This window comes from Ancalomicrobiaceae bacterium S20, from assembly GCA_040269895.1.
In the GTDB taxonomy this organism is placed as follows: Bacteria; Pseudomonadota; Alphaproteobacteria; order Rhizobiales; family Ancalomicrobiaceae; genus Methyloraptor; species Methyloraptor flagellatus.
Genome location: CP158568.1, coordinates 483,349 through 502,120 on the forward strand (window position 1 = coordinate 483,349; position 18,772 = coordinate 502,120).

The 18,772-nt window shown below is 67.4% G+C and carries 12 protein-coding genes and 1 pseudogene; 6 read left to right on the top strand and 7 right to left on the bottom strand.

The window, feature by feature from the left end; genetic code table 11:
- Positions 1–10: 10 nt before the first annotated feature.
- Positions 11–403 (bottom strand): thioredoxin family protein, encoded by a 393-nt coding sequence (locus tag ABS361_02330; GenBank protein ID XBY45152.1) that lies wholly within the window; start codon positions 401–403, stop codon positions 11–13.
- 303 nt (positions 404–706) lie between these two features.
- Between ABS361_02330 and ABS361_02335 the strand changes: the two genes are divergently transcribed.
- Together ABS361_02335 and ABS361_02340 are read left to right on the top strand one after the other, a co-directional pair.
- Positions 707–1,975, top strand: coding sequence for a glycosyltransferase family 87 protein (locus ABS361_02335; protein ID XBY45153.1), 1,269 nt, complete (start codon positions 707–709; stop codon positions 1,973–1,975).
- Between the two features lie 123 nt (positions 1,976–2,098).
- A complete protein-coding gene (locus tag ABS361_02340) occupies positions 2,099–2,596 on the top strand; it encodes a DUF992 domain-containing protein (protein ID XBY45154.1) in 498 nt (165 codons plus the stop codon).
- Between the two features lie 176 nt (positions 2,597–2,772).
- Here the strand turns inward: ABS361_02340 and ABS361_02345 are convergent, their stop codons facing one another.
- Positions 2,773–4,092, bottom strand: coding sequence for a hemolysin family protein (locus ABS361_02345; GenBank protein ID XBY45155.1), 1,320 nt, complete (start codon positions 4,090–4,092; stop codon positions 2,773–2,775).
- Positions 4,093–4,542: 450 nt separating this feature from the next.
- Here ABS361_02345 and ABS361_02350 point away from each other — a divergent pair.
- A pseudogene (locus tag ABS361_02350) lies at positions 4,543–6,564 on the top strand (elongation factor G).
- A 294-nt stretch (positions 6,565–6,858) separates the two neighbouring features.
- Positions 6,859–7,839, top strand: coding sequence for a protein-methionine-sulfoxide reductase catalytic subunit MsrP (gene msrP, locus ABS361_02355; protein XBY45156.1), 981 nt, complete (start codon positions 6,859–6,861; stop codon positions 7,837–7,839).
- Positions 7,840–8,556: 717 nt separating this feature from the next.
- Here the strand turns inward: msrP and ABS361_02360 are convergent.
- Positions 8,557–9,447, bottom strand: a complete 891-nt coding sequence (locus ABS361_02360; protein ID XBY45157.1) for a LysR family transcriptional regulator — start codon at positions 9,445–9,447, stop codon at positions 8,557–8,559.
- A gap of 340 nt (positions 9,448–9,787) precedes the next feature.
- Positions 9,788–10,747, bottom strand: a complete 960-nt coding sequence (gene trxB, locus ABS361_02365; protein ID XBY45158.1) for a thioredoxin-disulfide reductase — start codon at positions 10,745–10,747, stop codon at positions 9,788–9,790.
- 443 nt (positions 10,748–11,190) lie between these two features.
- Between trxB and ABS361_02370 the strand changes: the two genes are divergently transcribed.
- Positions 11,191–11,655 carry an Lrp/AsnC family transcriptional regulator gene (locus ABS361_02370; protein XBY45159.1) on the top strand — a complete coding sequence of 155 codons (465 nt, stop codon included), beginning with the start codon at positions 11,191–11,193 and terminating at the stop codon, positions 11,653–11,655.
- Between the two features lie 320 nt (positions 11,656–11,975).
- Positions 11,976–13,055 (top strand): ELM1/GtrOC1 family putative glycosyltransferase, encoded by a 1,080-nt coding sequence (locus ABS361_02375; GenBank protein ID XBY45160.1) that lies wholly within the window; start codon positions 11,976–11,978, stop codon positions 13,053–13,055.
- Between the two features lie 4 nt (positions 13,056–13,059).
- Here the strand turns inward: ABS361_02375 and ABS361_02380 are convergent, their stop codons facing one another.
- From ABS361_02380 to carB, 3 genes are all read right to left on the bottom strand, one after another.
- The gene (locus tag ABS361_02380; protein ID XBY46785.1) at positions 13,060–14,097 is read right to left on the bottom strand and encodes a glycosyltransferase family 4 protein; all 1,038 of its coding nucleotides are present in this window, start codon (positions 14,095–14,097) and stop codon (positions 13,060–13,062) included.
- A 128-nt stretch (positions 14,098–14,225) separates the two neighbouring features.
- Complete coding sequence (gene greA / locus ABS361_02385) at positions 14,226–14,699, bottom strand: transcription elongation factor GreA (protein XBY45161.1); 474 nt, start codon at positions 14,697–14,699, stop codon at positions 14,226–14,228.
- A 272-nt stretch (positions 14,700–14,971) separates the two neighbouring features.
- Positions 14,972–18,451 (bottom strand): carbamoyl-phosphate synthase large subunit, encoded by a 3,480-nt coding sequence (carB, locus tag ABS361_02390; protein XBY45162.1) that lies wholly within the window; start codon positions 18,449–18,451, stop codon positions 14,972–14,974.
- Positions 18,452–18,772 lie beyond the last annotated feature (321 nt).

Here is an 18,772-nt window from a genome sequence, read left to right on the forward strand (position 1 = left end):
ACGGCCTCGCTCAGATCGCCCGGTCGAGAAGGGCGGCGATCGTGGCCGGGTTGGTGTCGCCGACCGAGCGTCCCGTCTCCTTGCCGCTCTTGAAGGTGATCAGCGTGCTCTGCGCCTGCGCCTTGAGGCGGCGCACGACGTCCTTCTGATTGTCGAAGTCGACGCGGACGACGAGCAGATCCTTGAACTTCGGATCGGCTTCGAGCTTCGACAGGATCGGCGCCTGCGCGGCACAGACCGGGCACCAGGGGGCGTGGATCTCGACCAGGATCGAGCGGCCCTTCGACAGCGCGGCCTCGAAGGCGGCGTCGGTATAGGCGACGGTCTCGGCACGGGCGGCCGGAGCGGCGGCCATGACCGCCAGCAGGGCGGCGGAGGCGAGAACGATGCGGCGCGAAATCATGTCATGTCTCCTTGGAACGTCACCGGCGGCGCGGTGGCTGCATGAAAGCGGACAGGAGCCGTTCGACGCCTCTGGGGAAGCGGCATCCGGGAACCCGGGACTTCAGGTCCGTCAGGTTTGTCGCGGCTGGCGACGCCGCGTTACGTCCGCGGCGGCGGTCACACGTGGTCGTGATCCTGCGTGAAGGAATGGTCGCGGCAGGGCCATGATCGGTCTGGCCCGGCGCACCGTGCCAAGCTTCGTTAAGCGGCGGCCGGCATCATGTGGCCGGCCGTCGCTCGGGGGACGGCGACGGTGGTGGACATGTTCGAAACCCTCAAGAGCGGCCGGTTCTTCGACGCTGGGCGTGCGCGGGTCTATGCTTGGCTGACGGCCGGGTTGACCGCGGCGATCGCGATCGGTTGGATCGCGCTGTCGCGCGACGGCATCGATCCGACCGGCAAGCCGCTCGGCACCGACTTCGTCAGTTTCTATGCCGCCTCGAAGATCGCGCTCGACGGCGCGGCCGCGGACGCGTGGTCGATCGCGCGGCACGGCCTGGAGGAAGCGCGGCTCTTCCCCGGCGAACACGACTACACGGCGTTCTTCTATCCGCCGGTGTTCCTGCTCGTCTGCCTGCCGCTCGCCTTGATGCCCTATTTCGTCGCGCTCGGCGTCTGGCTGGTGGCGACCGGCGCGGCGGCGATCGCCGTGTTGCGCCGGCTCGGGCGCGGTGCCGACGGGCGGGCGCGGATCGGGCTTGCGGCGATGCTCGGCTTTCCGGCCGTGTTCGTGAACGCCGGCCATGGGCAGAACGCTTATCTCTCGACGGCCCTGTTCGGCGGCGGCGCGCTGCTGCTCGACCGGCGACCGGTCCTCGCCGGCGCGCTGCTCGGCGGGCTGGTGTTCAAGCCGCATCTCGCGATCGTCCTGCCCTTCGCGCTCGCGGCATCCCGGCGCTGGCGCGCCTTCTTCGCCTGCGGGGCGTCGGCGCTCGGGCTGATCGGGCTCTCGGCGGGGCTGTTCGGGCTCGATGCGTGGCGCGGCTTTCTCGCCGGCTCGGCCGTGGCGCGCGCGACGCTCGAACAGGGGCTGGTCGAGCCGGCCAAGATGCAGAGCGTGTTCGCGGCGGTGCGGTTGGTCGGCGGATCGGTGGCCGCCGGTTACGGGCTGCAGGCGCTGGTCGCCGTGGGTGTCATCGTCGTGCTGACGCACGCGCTCCGGCGGGTCTCGTCGGCCGGTCGGCGTGCTGAATCGCGACCGGGCGAGACCGAAGGGGCGGCGATGGCGGCGGCGGCGCTGCTCGCGAGCCCGTTCCTGCTCGACTACGATCTCATGCTTCTGGCGATCCCGCTCGTCGTGCTGACCCGGACCGGCCTCGATCGCGGCTTCCGACCCTGGGAGATCGCTGTTCTGCTTGCTGCATACATATTGCCGCTCGTCTCGCGCTCGATCGGCCTAGCGCTGCATGTGCCGCTCGCGCCCATGGTCGTGCTGGCGGTGTTTGCGCTGGCGGTCGGGCGGATCGGATCGGCGGCGGGCGCCAGAGATGACGAACCCACGCGCGAGGCCGGCGAGCTCCCCGCCGGCTGACCGGCGGCTCTGCATTGCTGCCGGGGCCGGACGATGCGGCATCCGTATGGCCCCGACTGGCCCGGCCGCCTGAAGATCGCCACAAGCGGGACGTCTTCTGCCGGTGTTGAGATGGAGATTCCCATGAAGATGTTTCGCGTTCTCGCCGGCGGCCTGCTTTCGGCCGCCGTTATCGGCGCGGCCTCGCTCGGGGCCGCCGTGCCGGCCTCGGCCGAGGCCCGCGTTCAGGTCGGCGTGCTCCGCTGCAAGATCGTCGGCGGGGTCGGTTTCGTGGTCGGTTCGTCGCGCGACATCGCCTGCCACTTCGCGCCCGCCGGTCGGGGACGCTCGGAACGCTATGCTGGCTCGATCGACCGGTTCGGCATCGATATCGGCGCGACGCGCAAGACCTCGATCGTCTGGGGCGTGTTCGCGCCGACCAACCAGATGCGCCCGGGCGCGCTCGAAGGCACCTATGTCGGGGCTTCGGCAGAGGCGACGGTCGGCGTCGGTGTCGGCGCCAATGCGCTGGTCGGTGGTTTCGATCGCTCGATCACGCTCAACCCGATCAGCGTCCAGACGCAGACCGGCGCCAATATCGCGGCCGGCGTCGCAGGTCTGAAGCTGCGCGCGCTGCGCTGAGCCGATCGTCTGTCGCTGTCCGATCACAATCGAAACGGCCCGCGCTCGTCGAAGCGCGGGCCGTTTTGCTGTCGATCAAATTTTGTCGGCGATCACATTCTGTCGGCGATCACATTCTGTCGGCGACCACATTTTGTCGGTGACCACAGAGGCCGGCGCTGCTGCCGGCGTGCGGCTCAGGCGATCTCTTCCTCGGGCAGCACACGCGTGCCGCCCTTGGGTGTGACCAGCACCTTGTCGATGCGGCGGCCGTCCATGTCGACGACCTCGAATACGAAATCGCCGATCGTGGCTTTGTCGCCCTCGGTCGGGATGCGGTTCAGGACCGAGAGCATCAGGCCGCCGAGCGTGTGATAGCCGCCGTGCTCGAGGTCCGGCAGATCGATCAGCCGCTCCAGATCGTCGATGCCGGTGTCGCCGTCGATCAGCCACGAGCCGTCGTCGCGCCGGAACGGCCCGCTCGGGTCGGGTGCGTCGACGTCGGCCAGGTCGCCGGCGATGCCCTCGATGATGTCGGTCAGCGTGATCAGGCCCATGAGCCCGCCGTACTCGTCGACGACGAAGGCGGCGTGCACGGGGGTGCCGCGGAAGCGCTCGAGCAGTTTCAGCACGGCCGCGCTCTCCGGCACGATCACCGGTTCCTTCACCGCGGCGCGCACGTCGAAGGGCCGGCCGGCGAGCGCGTCGGCGAGCAGGTCCTTCTTGTAGACGATGCCGACCGGCTCATCGATCGCGCCTTCGGCCACGATGACGGCCGAGTAGGGACATTCGGCGATCTCCTGCCTGATTCGCTCCGGCGGATCGTTCGGGTCGATCCAGTAGAGATCCGGTCGCGGCGTCATGATCGCGCGGACCGGGCGGTCGGCGATGCGCATGACGCCTTCGAGCATCTCGCGCTCTTCGGGGTCGAGGATGCCAGCCTCGACGCCTTCGGCGATCACGTGCTTGACCTCTTCCTCGGTCACGTCGGCGCCGGTGCCTTCGGTGACGCGGACGAGGCGCAGCACGGCGTTGGACGACATCGACAGAAGCGAAACGAACGGCTTGGTCGCGCGGCTGACCGTGTCGACGGTGCCGGCGACCGCTAGCGCGATCGGCTCGGGATTGGCGATCGCGATGCGCTTCGGCACCAGTTCGGCCAGCACGATGGTCACGAAGGTCATCAGCGTGATCACGACTGCGAAGGCGATCTGATGCGCCGCGACCGCGACCGCGGGCACGGTGGTGATCAGAAAATCGGCGAAACGATCCGACAGCTGGGCGCCGGAGGAGGCGCCGGCCAGGAGCCCGGTCAGCGTGATGCCGATCTGCACGGCGGACAGGAACCGGCTCGGGTTCTCGCCGAGTTCCAGAGCGCGCACCGCACGGGCGTCGCCATCCTCGGCGCGGGCCAGGAGGCGGCCTTTTCTGGCCGAGACGAGCGCCATCTCCGACATGACGAAGAACGCGTTCAGGACGGTCAGAAAGGCGAAAATTCCAAGTTCGACGATCAACATCTCAAAGTGCCGGGGGCGCCCCTCGGTTGCGGACGATCAACAGGATAGCACGTCCTTCTCCACGATGACACGACGAGCACGCGCATTCCCGCCCGGCGGTGCGACGACCCTGTGTCGGGCGCGCGTTCGGAGCGAAGCGAGGGACACCCACGCCCAGGCAGCCGCCGGTGAGATGGCGGATCTGAAATGTCACGATTTGATTTGCCCCATTGCCAGCCGGGGCGATCGGCGCGACCATCGTCGGCAGGTGATCCTCCGGCTCCCCGCGGGCCAGTGATCACCTGCCGCCAACCCGCGAGGGAGACGACTCCTTCGCGGGACGGACTAACCAGAACATAAAGAGAACAGGAGGCCATCATGCCGTCTGGACACGAAGGAAAGGGAGACGTCGGAAGAGGGAGAGCAACCGGGCCCCAGGGCGACGGGCCGAGTGCACGGGCGGCAACCGCCCGCACCGTCGCCATCGTGGGGCCGTTCGCGAGCGGCAAGACCACGCTGCTCGAAGCGATCCTCGAACGCACGGGCGCGATCGCCAAGGCCGGATCGGTCGCGACCGGCAACTCGATTGGTGACGCCACGCCCGAAGCGCGCGATCACCGCATGTCGGTCGAGCTCAACGTCGCGGAGTGCGACTATCTCGGCGATCACTACACCTTCCTCGATTGCCCCGGATCGATCGAATATCTCTACGAGGCGCGCGCGGCCGTCGCCGCCGCCGATCTGGCGATCGTCGTCGCCGAGCCGGATGCCAAGAAGATCCCGGCCCTGCAGGTCGTGATGAAGGCGCTCGAGGATCTCGGCGTGCCGCACCTGCTGTTCCTCAACAAGATCGACAAGGCCGACGAGAGCATCCGCGACACGCTGCGCCTGATGCAGCCGGCCTCGCGCGTGCCGCTGGTGCTGCGCCAGATCCCGATCTTCAAGCAGGGCATCGCGATCGGCACCATCGACCTCGCGCTCGAGCGGGCGCATGTGTTCCGCGAACACGCCGAGAGCACGGTCATCCCGATCCCGGACGACGAGCGCGCGAGCGAGGTCGCGGCGCGCTACGAGATGCTCGAACGGCTCGCAGACTATGACGACCATCTGATGGAGGAGCTGCTCGGCGACGTCGAACCGCCGCGCGACGAGGTGTTTTGCGATCTCGTGCGAGAGATGCGCGAGGGGCTGATCTGCCCGGTGTTCATCGGCGCGGCCGAGCGCGGCAACGGCGTGACGCGGCTCCTCAAGGCGCTGCGCCACGAGGCGCCCGGCATCAATGAGACGCGCGACCGGCTCGGGCTCGACGCCGGGGCCGACGCGGTGGTGCAGGTCTTGAAGACGCTGCACACGCCGCACGGCGGCAAGCTGTCGATCGCGCGCGTGCTCTGCGGCACGGTCGCCGACGGGCAGAGCCTGCAGCGCTCGGATGGCGCGGCCGATCGCGTCTCCGGCCTCTATCGGCTGATGGGCCGGGAGGCGGTGAAGCGCGGGCCGGCGGCGGCGGGCGAGACCGTGGCGCTCGCCAAGGTCGAGGTCGCGCGCACGGGCGACGTGCTGACATCGTCGAAGCAGCCGCCGGCGCAGCTCGTCACGCTGGACTTGCCCGAGCCGGTGATCGCCGTGGCGGTCACGACGACGGACCGCAAGGACGACGTCAAGCTCTCCGCCGCGCTCGCCAAGATCGCCGAGGAGGATCCGTCCTTGCGGGTCCGGCAGGATGCCGAACTCGGCGAGACGGTGATCGAGGGGCAGGGCGAGATGCATCTGCGCGTCGCGATCGAGAAGCTGAAGACGAAGTTCGGCGTCGCGGTCGAGACCCGCGCCCCGTCCGTGCCCTACAAGGAGACGATCCGCGGCAAGACCACCGTGCGCGGCCGGCACAAGAAGCAGTCCGGCGGCCATGGCCAGTTCGGCGACGTCGTGCTCGATATCGAAGCGGGTCCGCGCGGGTCCGGCTTCGCATTCCGCGAGACGATCACCGGCGGTGTGGTACCGAAGAATTATATCCCGGCGGTCGAGGAGGGCGTGCGCGAGATGCTCAGGACGGGCGCCTTCGGCTTCCCCGTGGTGGATGTCACGGTGACCTTGACCGACGGGTCGTATCACTCGGTCGACAGCTCGGATCAGGCGTTCAAGACCGCCGCGCAGATCGGCATTCGCGAGGGCTTGCCGAAATGCGCGCCGGTGCTGCTCGAACCGGTGCTCCGGGTCTCGGTCGCGGTGCCGTCCGAGGCGACCGCGCGGGTGAACCAGATCGTCACCGCCCGGCGCGGCCAGTTGCTCGGCTTCGACGGCCGTCCCGGCTGGGACGGCTGGGACGTGGTCGAGGCGCTGATCCCGCAGGCCGAGATGAATCACCTGATCGTGGAGATCCGATCGGCCAGTCAGGGCGTTGGTACATACCGGCAGGCCTTCGACCATCTGGCCGAACTGACCGGACACCTCGCTGCGAAGATCGAGGCTCGCCAGAAGGCGGCGCACGCCGCCTGAACGGTAGACGAAACCGAGGCCGCGCATGCGGCCAGAGGTGGCTTCATCTGACAGCGGAGGGAGCGGCCGGGGCGTGTGGGGCGCCCCGGCCGAATTTTTTGTCTGCGGATTGGCTGCGACGGCGTAACGCCGGGCGGCGGCGGTGAGTCGAAAGCCTGTACGGCGATCGGCGCGTGGGGGCGCGCCCACGGCGCGCGAGCCCACACGCTTCGATCACGCCGGATTTATGCAACCGGGCTTGCTGCTGCGTCGTACCTCAAGCACATCATCGTATCGTCAGCGCGAGGTCACGACATGGTCAGCTTCATCCGCCGCCGTCCCTGGGAGATCCGCGAGAGCGCGGCGACGCCGGAGGCCCTGTTCTTCGATCGCCGCCAGGTGCTGGCCGGGCTCGGCGGCGCCGTCGCGGCCGGCGGCCTGATCGGCGCGGGCGCGATCGGCAGTTCGCGGGCGGCATTTGCGGCCGGCGGGCCGATCGACGACCTGTTCCCGCCCAAACGCAACGAGGCGTTCAAGCTCGACAGGGCGCTGACGCCGGAGGCGGCGAACGGCTCCTACAACAATTTCTACGAATTCGGCTTCGACAAGGGCATCGCCGATCGCGCCGCGAAGCTGAAGCCGTTTCCGTGGAGCGTGACGATCGACGGGCTCTGCAACAAGCCGCAGAAGCTCGACGCGGTCGAGCTGATCCGCAAGATGCCGATCGAGGAGCGGCTCTACCGGCACCGCTGCGTCGAGGCGTGGTCGATGACCATCCCCTGGACCGGCTTCCCGCTCGCCGAACTGGTCAAGCTCGCCGACCCGAAGCCGGAGGCGAAATACCTGCGCATGGAGACATTCCTCGATCCGAAGATCGCGGTGATGCAGGCGCAGACTTGGTATCCCTGGCCCTATGTCGAGGGCCTGACCCTCGCCGAGGCGACCAACGACCTCGCCTTCATCGCGATCGGCGCCTATGGCAAGCCGCTGCCGAACCAGCACGGCGCGCCGCTTCGGCTCTCGGTGCCGTGGAAGTACGGCTTCAAGTCGATCAAGTCGATCGTGAAGTTCTCCTTCGTGAAGGAGCGGCCGAAGAGCTACTGGGAAGGGCTGCAGGCGTCCGAGTACGGCTTCTGGGCCAATGTGAACCCGGCCGTGCCGCATCCACGCTGGAGCCAGGCGACCGAGCGCGTGCTCGGGACGCCGGACACGGTGCCGACCCAGATCTACAACGGCTACGGCGAGCAGGTCGCCGGGCTCTACAAGGATCTCGCGGGCGAGCGGCTGTTCATGTGACGGTACGCGGCCCAAGGGCGGCCGCGAGCGACATCAGAAAGAAAAGAGGCCGGATCTCCGAGAGGGGATCCGGCCTTTTAAGTCGTGAGTTGCCCCCCGAAAGGGGCGATGCGATCCAGAGGGGAGAACCGCCGGTCGAAGATGCGTCTGTAACCGGCGTCACATGAATCGTTTTAGTCCTGATTCGTTGAAAAATCATTAAGGGGCAGAACTGACAGGGAATTGCCGCAGAGATATGGAGCGATATCCGGGCGATCATGTCGGTATTCAGCAATCGACGTGTCAATTTTGAAATTATGATGGCTTGTGAAATGCCAGATATGGCGCTCAAAAGAAGCAGTCAGGAAGCTGTCTATGGTTTGGAAGCATCGAACCCTCCGGGTGGACTTCGGATGGTCTGCCTGACTTGAATTGGAATATCAGTTTACGTGATGGTGATGAGCGTGCCTTGGCGCGGCGCTCGTCATTTTCTGTCCATTGCTGGAAAGACGGCGTGTCGGCGAACGGAAAACGACCCGATAATGTCCGAGAAATCGCCGCCGTGGCGTGTCGATCCGCCGATTTTCATTGATCGGGTGGAATACGTATTCGGAGTTCTTCGTAGACATGCCGAGCGGTGACTTTTCGGTCTGTGCGTCACCGCGGCAGACCGAAAGCAAAACGGCCGGAGGCTGATGCCGTCCGGCCGTTTGCGACATCGGGGCGGATTCGCGGACCTCAGTAGGTCCAGCGCTCGGCCTTGGTGATCAGGAAGTCGCGGAAGACTTTGACGCGCGCGGTGTTCCGCATCTCTTCCGGGTAGACGAAGTAGCAGTCGAGCGTCGGCACGTCGGCTTCCGGGATCAGCTGGACGAGGTCGCTGTCGGCCTCGATCAGGTAGTCCGGCAGCATGGCGATGCCGACGCCGCGCTGGGCGGCGCGCTTGATGCCGATCATGTTGTTGATCCGGAGCGCCGGCTTGCGCGGGCTGTTGGCCGGACGGCCGGCGGTCTCCAGCCAGTTCATGTCGCGCAGGTAGACCGGCGGCGACTGGCCGAAGGTGATCACGCGGTGCTCGTCGAGATCCTCCAGCGTCTCGGGGTTGCCGAAGCGCTTCAGATAGCCGGCGGCGGCGTAGAGGTGGAAGTGGATCGTGAACAGCTTGCGCTGGATCAGATCCGGCTGCACCGGCTGGCGGATGCGCAGCGCCACGTCGGCCTGGCGCATCGACAGGTCGAGTTCCTGGTCGTCGAGAATCAGCTCGAGCTCGACCTCGGGGTAGAGGTCGCAGAACTCGTTGATGCGGGCGGTGAGCCAGGACGAGCCGAGACCGACCGTGGTGGTCACGCGAAGGCTGCCGGACGGCTTCTCGCGCGTCTCTGCGAGGCGCGAGCGCGCCTGCTCGAGTTTGAGCATGACCTCGCGGGCGGTGCGGAACAGGAGTTCGCCCTGCTCGGTCAGGATCAGGCCGCGGGCGTGGCGATGGAACAGCGGTACGCCGAGATCCTGTTCCAGCGCGCTGACCTGTCGGCTGACCGCGGACTGGCTCATGTCGAGCGATTCGCCCGCGTGGGTGAAGCTGCCTGCTTCGGCCGCCGCGTGAAAGATCCGGAGCTTGTCCCAGTCCAAGGTGCCCCCCTCGAAGGTTCGGCATTCGCGGGAGATCGGGCCGATCCCGCTTCCGCGTCAACGCCTGGGGCCGGAACTATCGCGGGAAAATACGCAGATGTCATGCGCAAACGATTTATATGTACGATGAATTTCTCTGATCGGACGAGGTCTCCGCGTTGCCGTGATAGAAATGCATCGCATTCGGAGGGGCTACGGAGATGGGTCACAGGCGCTGCGATCGCGGTCGCTCGGGCACGGCGCGTCCCGAAAACAGGAACGGCGCCCCGCTCGATCGAGAGGGCGCCGTCCAATGTCTTCGGAACCGGCCGAGCCGCGCCCGATTACGCTGCGATCCGGCTCACTCGGCCGCTTCGGCGTGGTGGGTCGAGACGCCGGCCAGGAAGCGCTCGGCCTCGAGCGCGGCCATGCAGCCCATGCCGGCGGCGGTGACCGCCTGGCGGAACACGTCGTCGGCGACGTCGCCCGCGGCGAAGACGCCGGGAATGTTGGTCGCGGTCGAATGCGGCGCGGTCCAGATGTAGCCGGACGGCTTCAGACGCACCTGATCCTTGAACAGCTCGACGGCCGGCTGGTGGCCGATCGCGACGAAGACGCCGTGGCACGGCAGCTCGGTGGTCGCGCCGGTCTCGACGTTCTTCAGCCGCACGCCGGTGACGCCCGGCGGGTCGCCGGCGCCGAGCACCTCGTCGATGACGGAATTCCAGACCACCTCGATCTTCGGGTTCTCGAACAGGCGGTTCTGCAAGATGCGCTCGGCGCGGAAATGGTCGCGGCGATGCACGACCGTGACCTTGGACGCGTGGTTGGTCAGGTAGAGCGCCTCTTCGACCGCGGTGTTGCCGCCGCCGACCACGACGACCTCCTTGCCGCGGTAGAAGAAGCCGTCGCAGGTCGCGCAGGCCGAGACGCCGAAGCCGCGATACTGGGTCTCGGAGGGCAGTCCGAGCCAGCGCGCCTGGGCGCCGGTGGCGATCACCAGCGTGTCGCCCTGATAGATCTCGCCGGAATCGCCCTTCAGCGTGAAGGGCCGCTTCGACAGGTCGGCCTCGAGGATGTGGTCGTAGATGATCTTGGTGCCGACGTGCTCGGCCTGGGCGCGCATCTGCTCGACCAGCCACGGACCCTGGATCGGATCGGCGAAGCCGGGGTAGTTTTCGACGTCGGTGGTGACGGTCAGCTGGCCGCCCGGCTGGATGCCGGCGACCAGCACGGGCTCGAGCATCGCGCGCGCGGCATAGATGGCGGCGGTGTAGCCGGCCGGGCCGGAACCGATGATGAGAACCTTCGACGAGATCATGGGCTGGCGTCCTAGTGGCCGGATCCGACGGGTGCGTCCCGCATCCGTCGGATTGAATTGAGCGCGCGTCAAAAAGTCGATGGGCCGGATGTGCGGAGCGGACGGGTTCGCCCGCTTCGATCGAGCCACCGGAATTCGGGTGCGGGAGCATAGCCGGAACAGCTTCTTGCGTCACCCGGGCTCGGATTATTCCACATGTTGTGGTGCGGAGGGTCGGGTGCCAGGGCGCGCGGCGCCGCACACGCTTGCGTGGGGCGCATGTCACGTTGGCCGAAACGGTCTCACGGGCGGGGATTACATCGGCGATCCGGTTTCGCTGCAGCGCAAAATCGGATAAGAATCGTGCCGCCGAACGTAACTTTATTGCGCAATCGGGCTCGTTCGCGAGCCGATAGCCTTTTGCCTTCCCTGCGGCCTGTGCCGAGAGCGGAGCCCGACATCCCATGAAGATCCGCCTGGACGAGACCGATTGGAAGATCCTGGCCGAGTTGCAGGCGGATGGGCGCATGACCAACGTCGAACTCGCGCGCCGGGTCGGGATCTCGGCGCCGCCGTGCCTGCGCCGCGTCCGGGCGCTCGAAGAGGCCGGCATCATCACCGGCTATCGGACCATGCTCGACGAGAAGGCGCTCGGCTTCGACCTGACCGCCTTCGCCTTCGTGTCGCTCGCGACTCAGGCCGAGGCCGATCTGGTCGCGTTCGAGGAGCGCGTCCGGGCCTGGGCGATCGTGCGCGAGTGCTGGATTCTCAACGGCGACGTCGATTTCATGCTCAAATGCGTGGCCAAGGATCTGCGCAGCTTTCAGGATTTCGTGATCAACGAGCTGACCAAGGCGCCGGCGGTGGCGGGGGTCAAGACCGCCCTGACGTTGAAGACGGCGAAGTCCGAACCGACCGTGGCATTCTGAGACGTCGTGTTGCCGGGCGCCGGTTGGTCCCGGTTCTGAAAGAACGATCCGCTGTTCTCCACTCCACCGCCGTGGTGCGGGGAAATTCTTCGTGTAATTTTCCTTTGTTCTGCACATATCGCCGGATGAATTTCAGTATTCTGAGATATTTCCGATCGGATTTCGAATTCATGTTTTTCATCAGAGTAAGTATTCGTTCTGGATACGGCAGTTTGGCACCTTCGTGGCGTTATTATATCTGCATGTTTCTGTCGAGGATTTGCGCATGCCGCGCGGCGAAACTATGATCGTCTTGCGCTTCTCCAAGGTGGGCGGTCGGTTTGCGAATCCTGGTTCTCCGAGACAAGAAGCCCGGGCACTACCATCAGGCCGAGGGGATCGCGGCGGCGGCCGCGCGCATCGAGCCGAACGCGATCGAGCGGCTCGACGTTCGGCCGCGCCGGCTTGCCCATGACATGCTGCGGCGCCGGCTGCTCGGCTGGTTCCTTCACCGGCCCGAACTCGGGCTCCGGCTCTTCTATGGTATCGATGCGCGGCGGATCGCGCCTTTCGACATGATCGTCGGCTCCGGACGGCCGACGATCGCGGCCGGCGTGCTGCTGTCGCGGCTGCTCGGCGTACCCTTCGTCTATTCGGGCTGGCCGGACGGCTACGATCCGGACGTGTTCGGCCTGATCCTGGTCGACAGCCCGCGCAAGGCCGGCGCTCCGAACGCCGCCTTCGTGCCGGTGCCGAGCCTGATCGATCCGACGGCGCTGCCGAAGCCGAAGGCGCTCAAGGCACCCGCCGACCTGCGCGGCGCGGAACTGGCGCTCATGATCGGCGGCGAGGCGCATTCGCACCACTATCGGCCCGAGGACTGGGCCAAGCTGGTGACCTTCATCGTCCGCACGTCGGAAACGCTCGGCATCCGCTGGCACGTCGCGACCTCGCGCCGGACGCCGCCGGAGATGCGCGGGCGGCTGGAGGCCCTGCTCGCCGAAGGGCGGATCGTCGAGTTCGTCGACTTCGAGCGCGACGGGCCCGGGTCGGCCGACCGGCTCTATGGCGCCGATGCGGTGGTCGTCACCGAGGATCTGATCTCGATGCTGTCGGAGGCGCTGACCGCGCGCCGGCCGGCGGTGGCGCTCGCGCCGTCGCAGGTCAAGAAGACCTCGGACTTCGAATGGGTTGCGGTCGAGGCGGCGGCCGGGCACGTCGCGGTCATGCCGATCGCGACGGCGACGCCGGAGCGTTTCGCCGACGCATTGGTCGATCTGGCGCCGCCGGAGGACGACGTGCGCGGCCGGATCGCCTCGGCGCTGCGCAAGGTGGTGCCGCATGTCGACGGCGCGCCGCGCGTGCCGCCGGAAGACCGCGACGCCGCGGGGCGCGGCAGCGATCGCTTCGCCGCCGAATGAGGGTTCAGCCGGTGGCCCAGAGCCGCTCGTAGACTGCGATGATCGCGGCGGCTTCGGCCTCCAGCGTGAAATGATCGACGACGTGCCGGCGGGCCGCGCTGCCCATCGCAGCACGGGCACTCGCATCGGCCATCAACGGTTCGAGGGCCGCGACCATCGCGCCGACGTCGCCCGGGGCGACCAGCCGGCCGGTCTCGCCCTCGACCACCAGCTCGGGAAACGCGCCGACCGTGGTCGCCACCACCGGCACGCCGGAGGCCATGGCTTCCAGGGGCGTCAGGCCGAAACCTTCCCAGCGCTGCGGCGCGACGAAGATCGCCAGCCGTCGATACCATGCCGCGATCGCGTCGACGTCGACCTCGCCGGCGAAGACGATCCGGTCGGCGAGGCCGGCGGTCAGCACGCGCGCCTTCAACCCGTCGAGGAAACCGGTGTGCTGCGCGGTCGCTCGGCCGAAGATCACGGCCGAGAAGGCGGGATGGCCCGGCAGCAGCCGGATCATCGCGTCGACGAAGACGTCGGTGCCCTTCTGCGCGCGGATGCGGCCGAAGCAGCCGATGCCGAATTGGCCCGGCAGGCCGGCCGTGGTCCAAGCGGTGGCGGGATCGGGTGCGGGATGGAAGCGCTCGGCGTCGATGCCGTGGCGGATCACGGTCGAGGGGCGGTCAAGATAGGCGGCTGTCGCCGACGACGTCGAGATCACCGCGTCGACGCGGCCGATCAGAAAGCGCGACCAGGCGGTGTGACGGCGCTGCGAGGCAGAGGTGAAGACCACGCGCAGGGGCATGCGCAGGAGGTCGCGCAGCAACAGGCCGGCGAGGGTCTCGACATTGCGGCGCGCATGCCAGATCCGGAAAGGCCGGCCGGGCGGGCGCTTCCAGAAACTCAGGAGATCGCTGAAGCCGATGCGCGGCACGCGGTCGCCGAGGCCGGGGCCGAGCGCGGCGATGGCGATGCGGCTCGCCTGGAGTGGCACCAGCCGCTGGATCGTGGCGGTCACGCCGGAGAGGCGGCGCTTGAAGTTCGGCGCGACGACCTCGATGGCGGCACCGCGGGGAGGCCGGGCGTCACGCGGGCGGGCGCCATCTTGTCGGGCGTCACCCGGCCGCGCCGGCTCGACGGCTGCGGCCGCACCCTCCCGCGCGGGCGGTGCGGCCACGGGCGGGCGCATCAGGCGAACCGGACCTTGATGATCTCGTAGGAGCGGGCGCCGCCGGGCGAGATCACCTCGACGGTGTCGCCGACGTCCTTGCCGATCAGCGCGCGCGCGATCGGGGAGGAGATCGAGATGCGGCCGAGCTTCACGTCGGCTTCCATGTCGCCGACGATCTGGTAGCTCTTCTCCTCCTCGGTGTCCTCGTCGAGCAGCGTCACCGTCGCGCCGAACTTCACCTTGGTGCCGGAGAGCTTGGTGATGTCGATGACCTCGGCGCGGCTCAGCTTGTCCTCGAGCTCGGCGATACGGCCCTCGTTGAGGCTCTGCTGCTCCTTGGCGGAGTGATATTCGGCGTTCTCCGAAAGGTCGCCATGGGCGCGCGCTTCCGAGATGGCGTTGATGATGCGCGGCCGCTCGACCTGCTGGCGGTTCTTCAGCTCCGCCTCGAGCGCGGCGAAGCCCGCCGGCGTCATCGGAATCTTTTCCATGGGTCTTCACCCTTCCAAGTCGCGTCGCCCGACGGCAGCGCCGGGCGGACAAAAAGATCGAGGGCGCGGTTCCGCTGGAACCGCCCCTCCACAAACGGATCGTTCCGGGGACGAGAGACCTCGCGAGCGCCCCATGCTCGCGCGGTCGATCACCCTCGACGTCCGGCTAACGCACCTGATGCGGCAGACACGACCGGCTCCCGCATCCCGTTCGGGCCGCGACCCCGTCCAGGATCGCTATCCACCTCGGGCGTGGGAGCCGCGACGTCCGCTCAGGCTTCGGCCGCGAAGTAGGATTGCAGCGGCCGAACTTCCAGTTCGCCGGCGGCATAGGCCACAATGGCCTCGGCCGCGGCGACGGCACCGGCGAGGGTCGTATAGTACGGCACCTTGTGCAAGAGGGCCGCACGACGGAGCGAGCGGCTGTCCGCCAGCGCCTGGGCCCCCTCGGTCGTATTGAAGACGAGTTGGACCTCACCGTTCTTGATAGCATCGACGATGTGCGGGCGGCCTTCAAGAACCTTGTTGATCTTGGAAGCCGGGATCCCCTGCGCCTGCAGGAACCGCGTCGTGCCCGAGGTCGAGATCACCTTGAAGCCGATGTCGGAGAGGGCGCGGATCGACGGCAGGATGCGATCCTTGTCCTCGTCGCGCATCGACACGAACATGGTGCCGCCGGTCGGCACGCGCGTGCCGGAGCCGAGCTGCGACTTGGCGAAGGCGATCGCGTAGGTGCGGTCGAGACCGATGACCTCGCCGGTCGACTTCATCTCCGGTCCGAGCACCGTGTCGACGCCGGGGAAGCGCGCGAACGGGAACACGGCTTCCTTGACCGCGACATGGTCGAGCGTCTTGCGCTTCAGGCCGAAGGAGCCGAGCGCCTCGCCGGCCATGACGCGCGAGGCGATCTTGGCGACGGGCAGGCCGATGGTCTTGGCGACGAAGGGTACCGTGCGCGAGGCACGCGGGTTCACCTCGAGGATGTAGACCACGTCGTCCTTGACCGCGTACTGCACGTTCATCAGGCCCCCGACGTCGAGGGCGAGGGCGAGCGCCTTGGTCTGGCGCTCGATCTCCTCGACGATCTCGGCCTTCAGCGAATGGGTCGGCAGCGAGCAGGCGCTGTCGCCCGAGTGAATGCCCGCTTCCTCGATGTGTTCCATGATGCCGGCGATGAAGACGTCCTTGCCGTCGCAGAGCGCGTCGACGTCGACCTCGATCGCGTCCGACAGATAGCGGTCGAACAGGAGCGGCGACTTGCCGAGCACCATGTTGATCTGGCCGGTCTTGTCGTTCGGATACTTGGCCTTCACGTCGGCCGGCACCATGCCGGGCAGCACGCCGAGCAGGTACTCGTCGAACTGGCCCTCGTCGCGCACGATCATCATGGCGCGGCCGCCGAGCACGTAGCTCGGGCGGACGACCAGCGGGAAGCCGAGCTCGGCGGTGACGAGGCGCGACTGCTCGATCGAATAGGCGATGCCGTTCTTCGGCTGCTTGAGGCCGAGCTTGTCGAGCAGGCGCTTGAACCGGTCGCGGTCCTCGGCGAGGTCGATCGCGTCGGGCGAGGTGCCGAGGATCGGGATGCCGGCCTTCTCGAGGCTCTCGGCGAGCTTCAGCGGCGTCTGGCCGCCGAACTGCACGATCACGCCGTGCAGCGTGCCCTTCGACTGCTCGACGCGCAGGATCTCCAGTACGTCCTCGGCCGTCAGCGGCTCGAAATAGAGCCGGTCGGAGGTGTCGTAGTCGGTCGACACGGTCTCCGGGTTGCAGTTGACCATGATGGTCTCGTAGCCGGCGTCCGAGAGCGCGAAGCAGGCGTGGCAGCAGCAGTAGTCGAACTCGATACCCTGGCCGATCCGGTTCGGACCGCCGCCGAGGATGACGACCTTCTTTTTGTCCGAGGGCCGCGCCTCGTCGTCCGGCGCGGCGCCGAACGGGACTTCGTAGCTCGAATACATGTAGGCGGTCGGCGCGGCGAACTCGGCCGCGCAGGTGTCGATGCGCTTGTAGACCGGATGCACGGCGAGTTTTTCGCGCAGCGCCTTCACGTCGGCCTCGGCAAGGCCGGCGAGTTCGGCGAGGCGCGCGTCCGAGAAGCCCATCGCCTTCAGCGAGCGCAAGGCTCCCGCGGTCTGCGGCAGACCGTGCTTGCGCACCTTGGCCTCGGTCTCGACGATGGCCTCGAACTGGTCGAGGAACCACGGGTCGATCTTGCAGGACTGGTGGATCTGGTCCTTGGTGACGCCGAGGCGCAGCGCCTGCGCGACATGGCGCAGCCGGTCCGGCGTCGGCGTGCCGAGCGCGGCGCGGATGGCGTTCTTGTCGTCGCCCTGGCCGAGGCCGGGGATCTCGATCTCGTTGAGGCCGGTGAGACCCGTCTCCAGGCCGCGCAGGGCCTTCTGCAGGCTCTCGGCGAAGGTGCGGCCGATGGCCATGACCTCGCCGACCGATTTCATCGAGGTGGTCAGCTGCTGGTCGGCGCCCGGGAACTTCTCGAACGCGAAACGCGGGATCTTCGTCACCACGTAGTCGATCGTCGGCTCGAACGAGGCCGGGGTGGCGCCGCCGGTGATGTCGTTGGCGAGCTCGTCGAGCGTGTAGCCGACGGCGAGGCGCGCGGCGACCTTGGCGATCGGGAAGCCGGTCGCCTTGGAGGCCAAGGCGGACGAGCGCGACACGCGCGGGTTCATCTCGATGACGACCATGCGGCCGTCTTCGGGGTTCACCGCGAACTGGACGTTGGAGCCGCCGGTCTCGACGCCGATCTCGCGCAGCACCGCCAGCGAGGCGTCGCGCATGATCTGGTATTCCTTGTCCGTCAGCGTCAGCGCCGGGGCGATGGTGATCGAATCGCCGGTGTGCACGCCCATCGGATCGATGTTCTCGATCGAGCAGACGATGATGCAGTTGTCCGCCTTGTCGCGGACGACCTCCATCTCGAACTCCTTCCAGCCGAGCACCGATTCCTCGATCAGCACTTCGGTGGTCGGCGAGGCGTCGAGGCCGCGCTCGACGATCTCCAGGAATTCGTCGCGGTTGTAGGCGATGCCGCCGCCGGTGCCGCCCATCGTGAACGACGGCCGGATGATCGCGGGCAGGCCGATGTCGGACAGCGCTTCGAGCGCTTCGATCAGGCCCTTCGACACGTAGCGGCGCTTGCGCGCCTCCTCGCCCTTGGCCCAGTCGAACTCGAAGGTCTGGGCGAGCTTCTTCTTGTCGGCGTCGGCGACGTCGAGCGCCTGGATGCGCGCGAGTTCGGCGTCATAGGTGCGCTTGTCGGCGCGCTTCAGGTCGGCGGCGTCGGCGAAGCGGGCGCGCGGGGTCGAGAGGCCGATCTTGGTCATCGCCTCGCGGAACAGCTCGCGGTCCTCGGCCTTGTCGATCGCCTCGGCCGTGGCGCCGATCATCTCGACGCCGTACTTCTCCAGCACGCCCATCTTGCGCAGCGACAGCGCGCAGTTGAGCGCGGTCTGGCCGCCCATTGTCGGCAGGAGCGCGTCCGGGCGCTCCTTTTCGATGATCTTGGCGACCACCTCCGGGACGATCGGCTCGACATAGGTCGCATCCGCCAGCTCCGGATCGGTCATGATCGTCGCCGGGTTCGAGTTGACCAGGATGATGCGATAGCCTTCAGCCTTCAGCGCCTTGCAGGCCTGCGTGCCGGAATAGTCGAACTCGCAGGCCTGGCCGATGACGATCGGGCCTGCGCCGATCACGAGGATGCTCTTGATGTCTGTGCGCTTGGGCATTCTGAGGCTCGCGTTCGTCGTCCAAGAGACCGGCTGCGGACGGTTGCGTCGCAGCGGGAGGCCCGCAGGCGACCGGCTCCGTCGGCCGCGCGTTGAGGTCGCGCATGGTCGCCGGGGCGCTTCGTGTCGATCGGTCGGGGTGAGACCCGTGGGCTTATAGGGGAAAAGGCCGGAGACTGGAAGAGGGCGGAAACGGCCGGGGAAAACCTCGTCTACGCCAGCGCTCTCGCCGGTTTCGCGCCCTGTCGCGGCGATCTGGCCGGACTCCGAATTGCCACAATTCGCTTGGTAATGTTATGTTATAACATATCATATCAAGCG

Coding starts and splice junctions, on each gene's coding strand:
- ABS361_02330 (XBY45152.1), bottom strand. CDS start 403: ATGATTTCGCGCCGCATCGTTCTCGCCTCCGCCGCCCTGCTGGCGGTC.
- ABS361_02335 (XBY45153.1), top strand. CDS start 707: ATGTTCGAAACCCTCAAGAGCGGCCGGTTCTTCGACGCTGGGCGTGCG.
- ABS361_02340 (XBY45154.1), top strand. CDS start 2,099: ATGAAGATGTTTCGCGTTCTCGCCGGCGGCCTGCTTTCGGCCGCCGTT.
- ABS361_02345 (XBY45155.1), bottom strand. CDS start 4,092: ATGTTGATCGTCGAACTTGGAATTTTCGCCTTTCTGACCGTCCTGAAC.
- msrP (XBY45156.1), top strand. CDS start 6,859: ATGGTCAGCTTCATCCGCCGCCGTCCCTGGGAGATCCGCGAGAGCGCG.
- trxB (XBY45158.1), bottom strand. CDS start 10,747: ATGATCTCGTCGAAGGTTCTCATCATCGGTTCCGGCCCGGCCGGCTAC.
- ABS361_02370 (XBY45159.1), top strand. CDS start 11,191: ATGAAGATCCGCCTGGACGAGACCGATTGGAAGATCCTGGCCGAGTTG.
- greA (XBY45161.1), bottom strand. CDS start 14,699: ATGGAAAAGATTCCGATGACGCCGGCGGGCTTCGCCGCGCTCGAGGCG.
- carB (XBY45162.1), bottom strand. CDS start 18,451: ATGCCCAAGCGCACAGACATCAAGAGCATCCTCGTGATCGGCGCAGGC.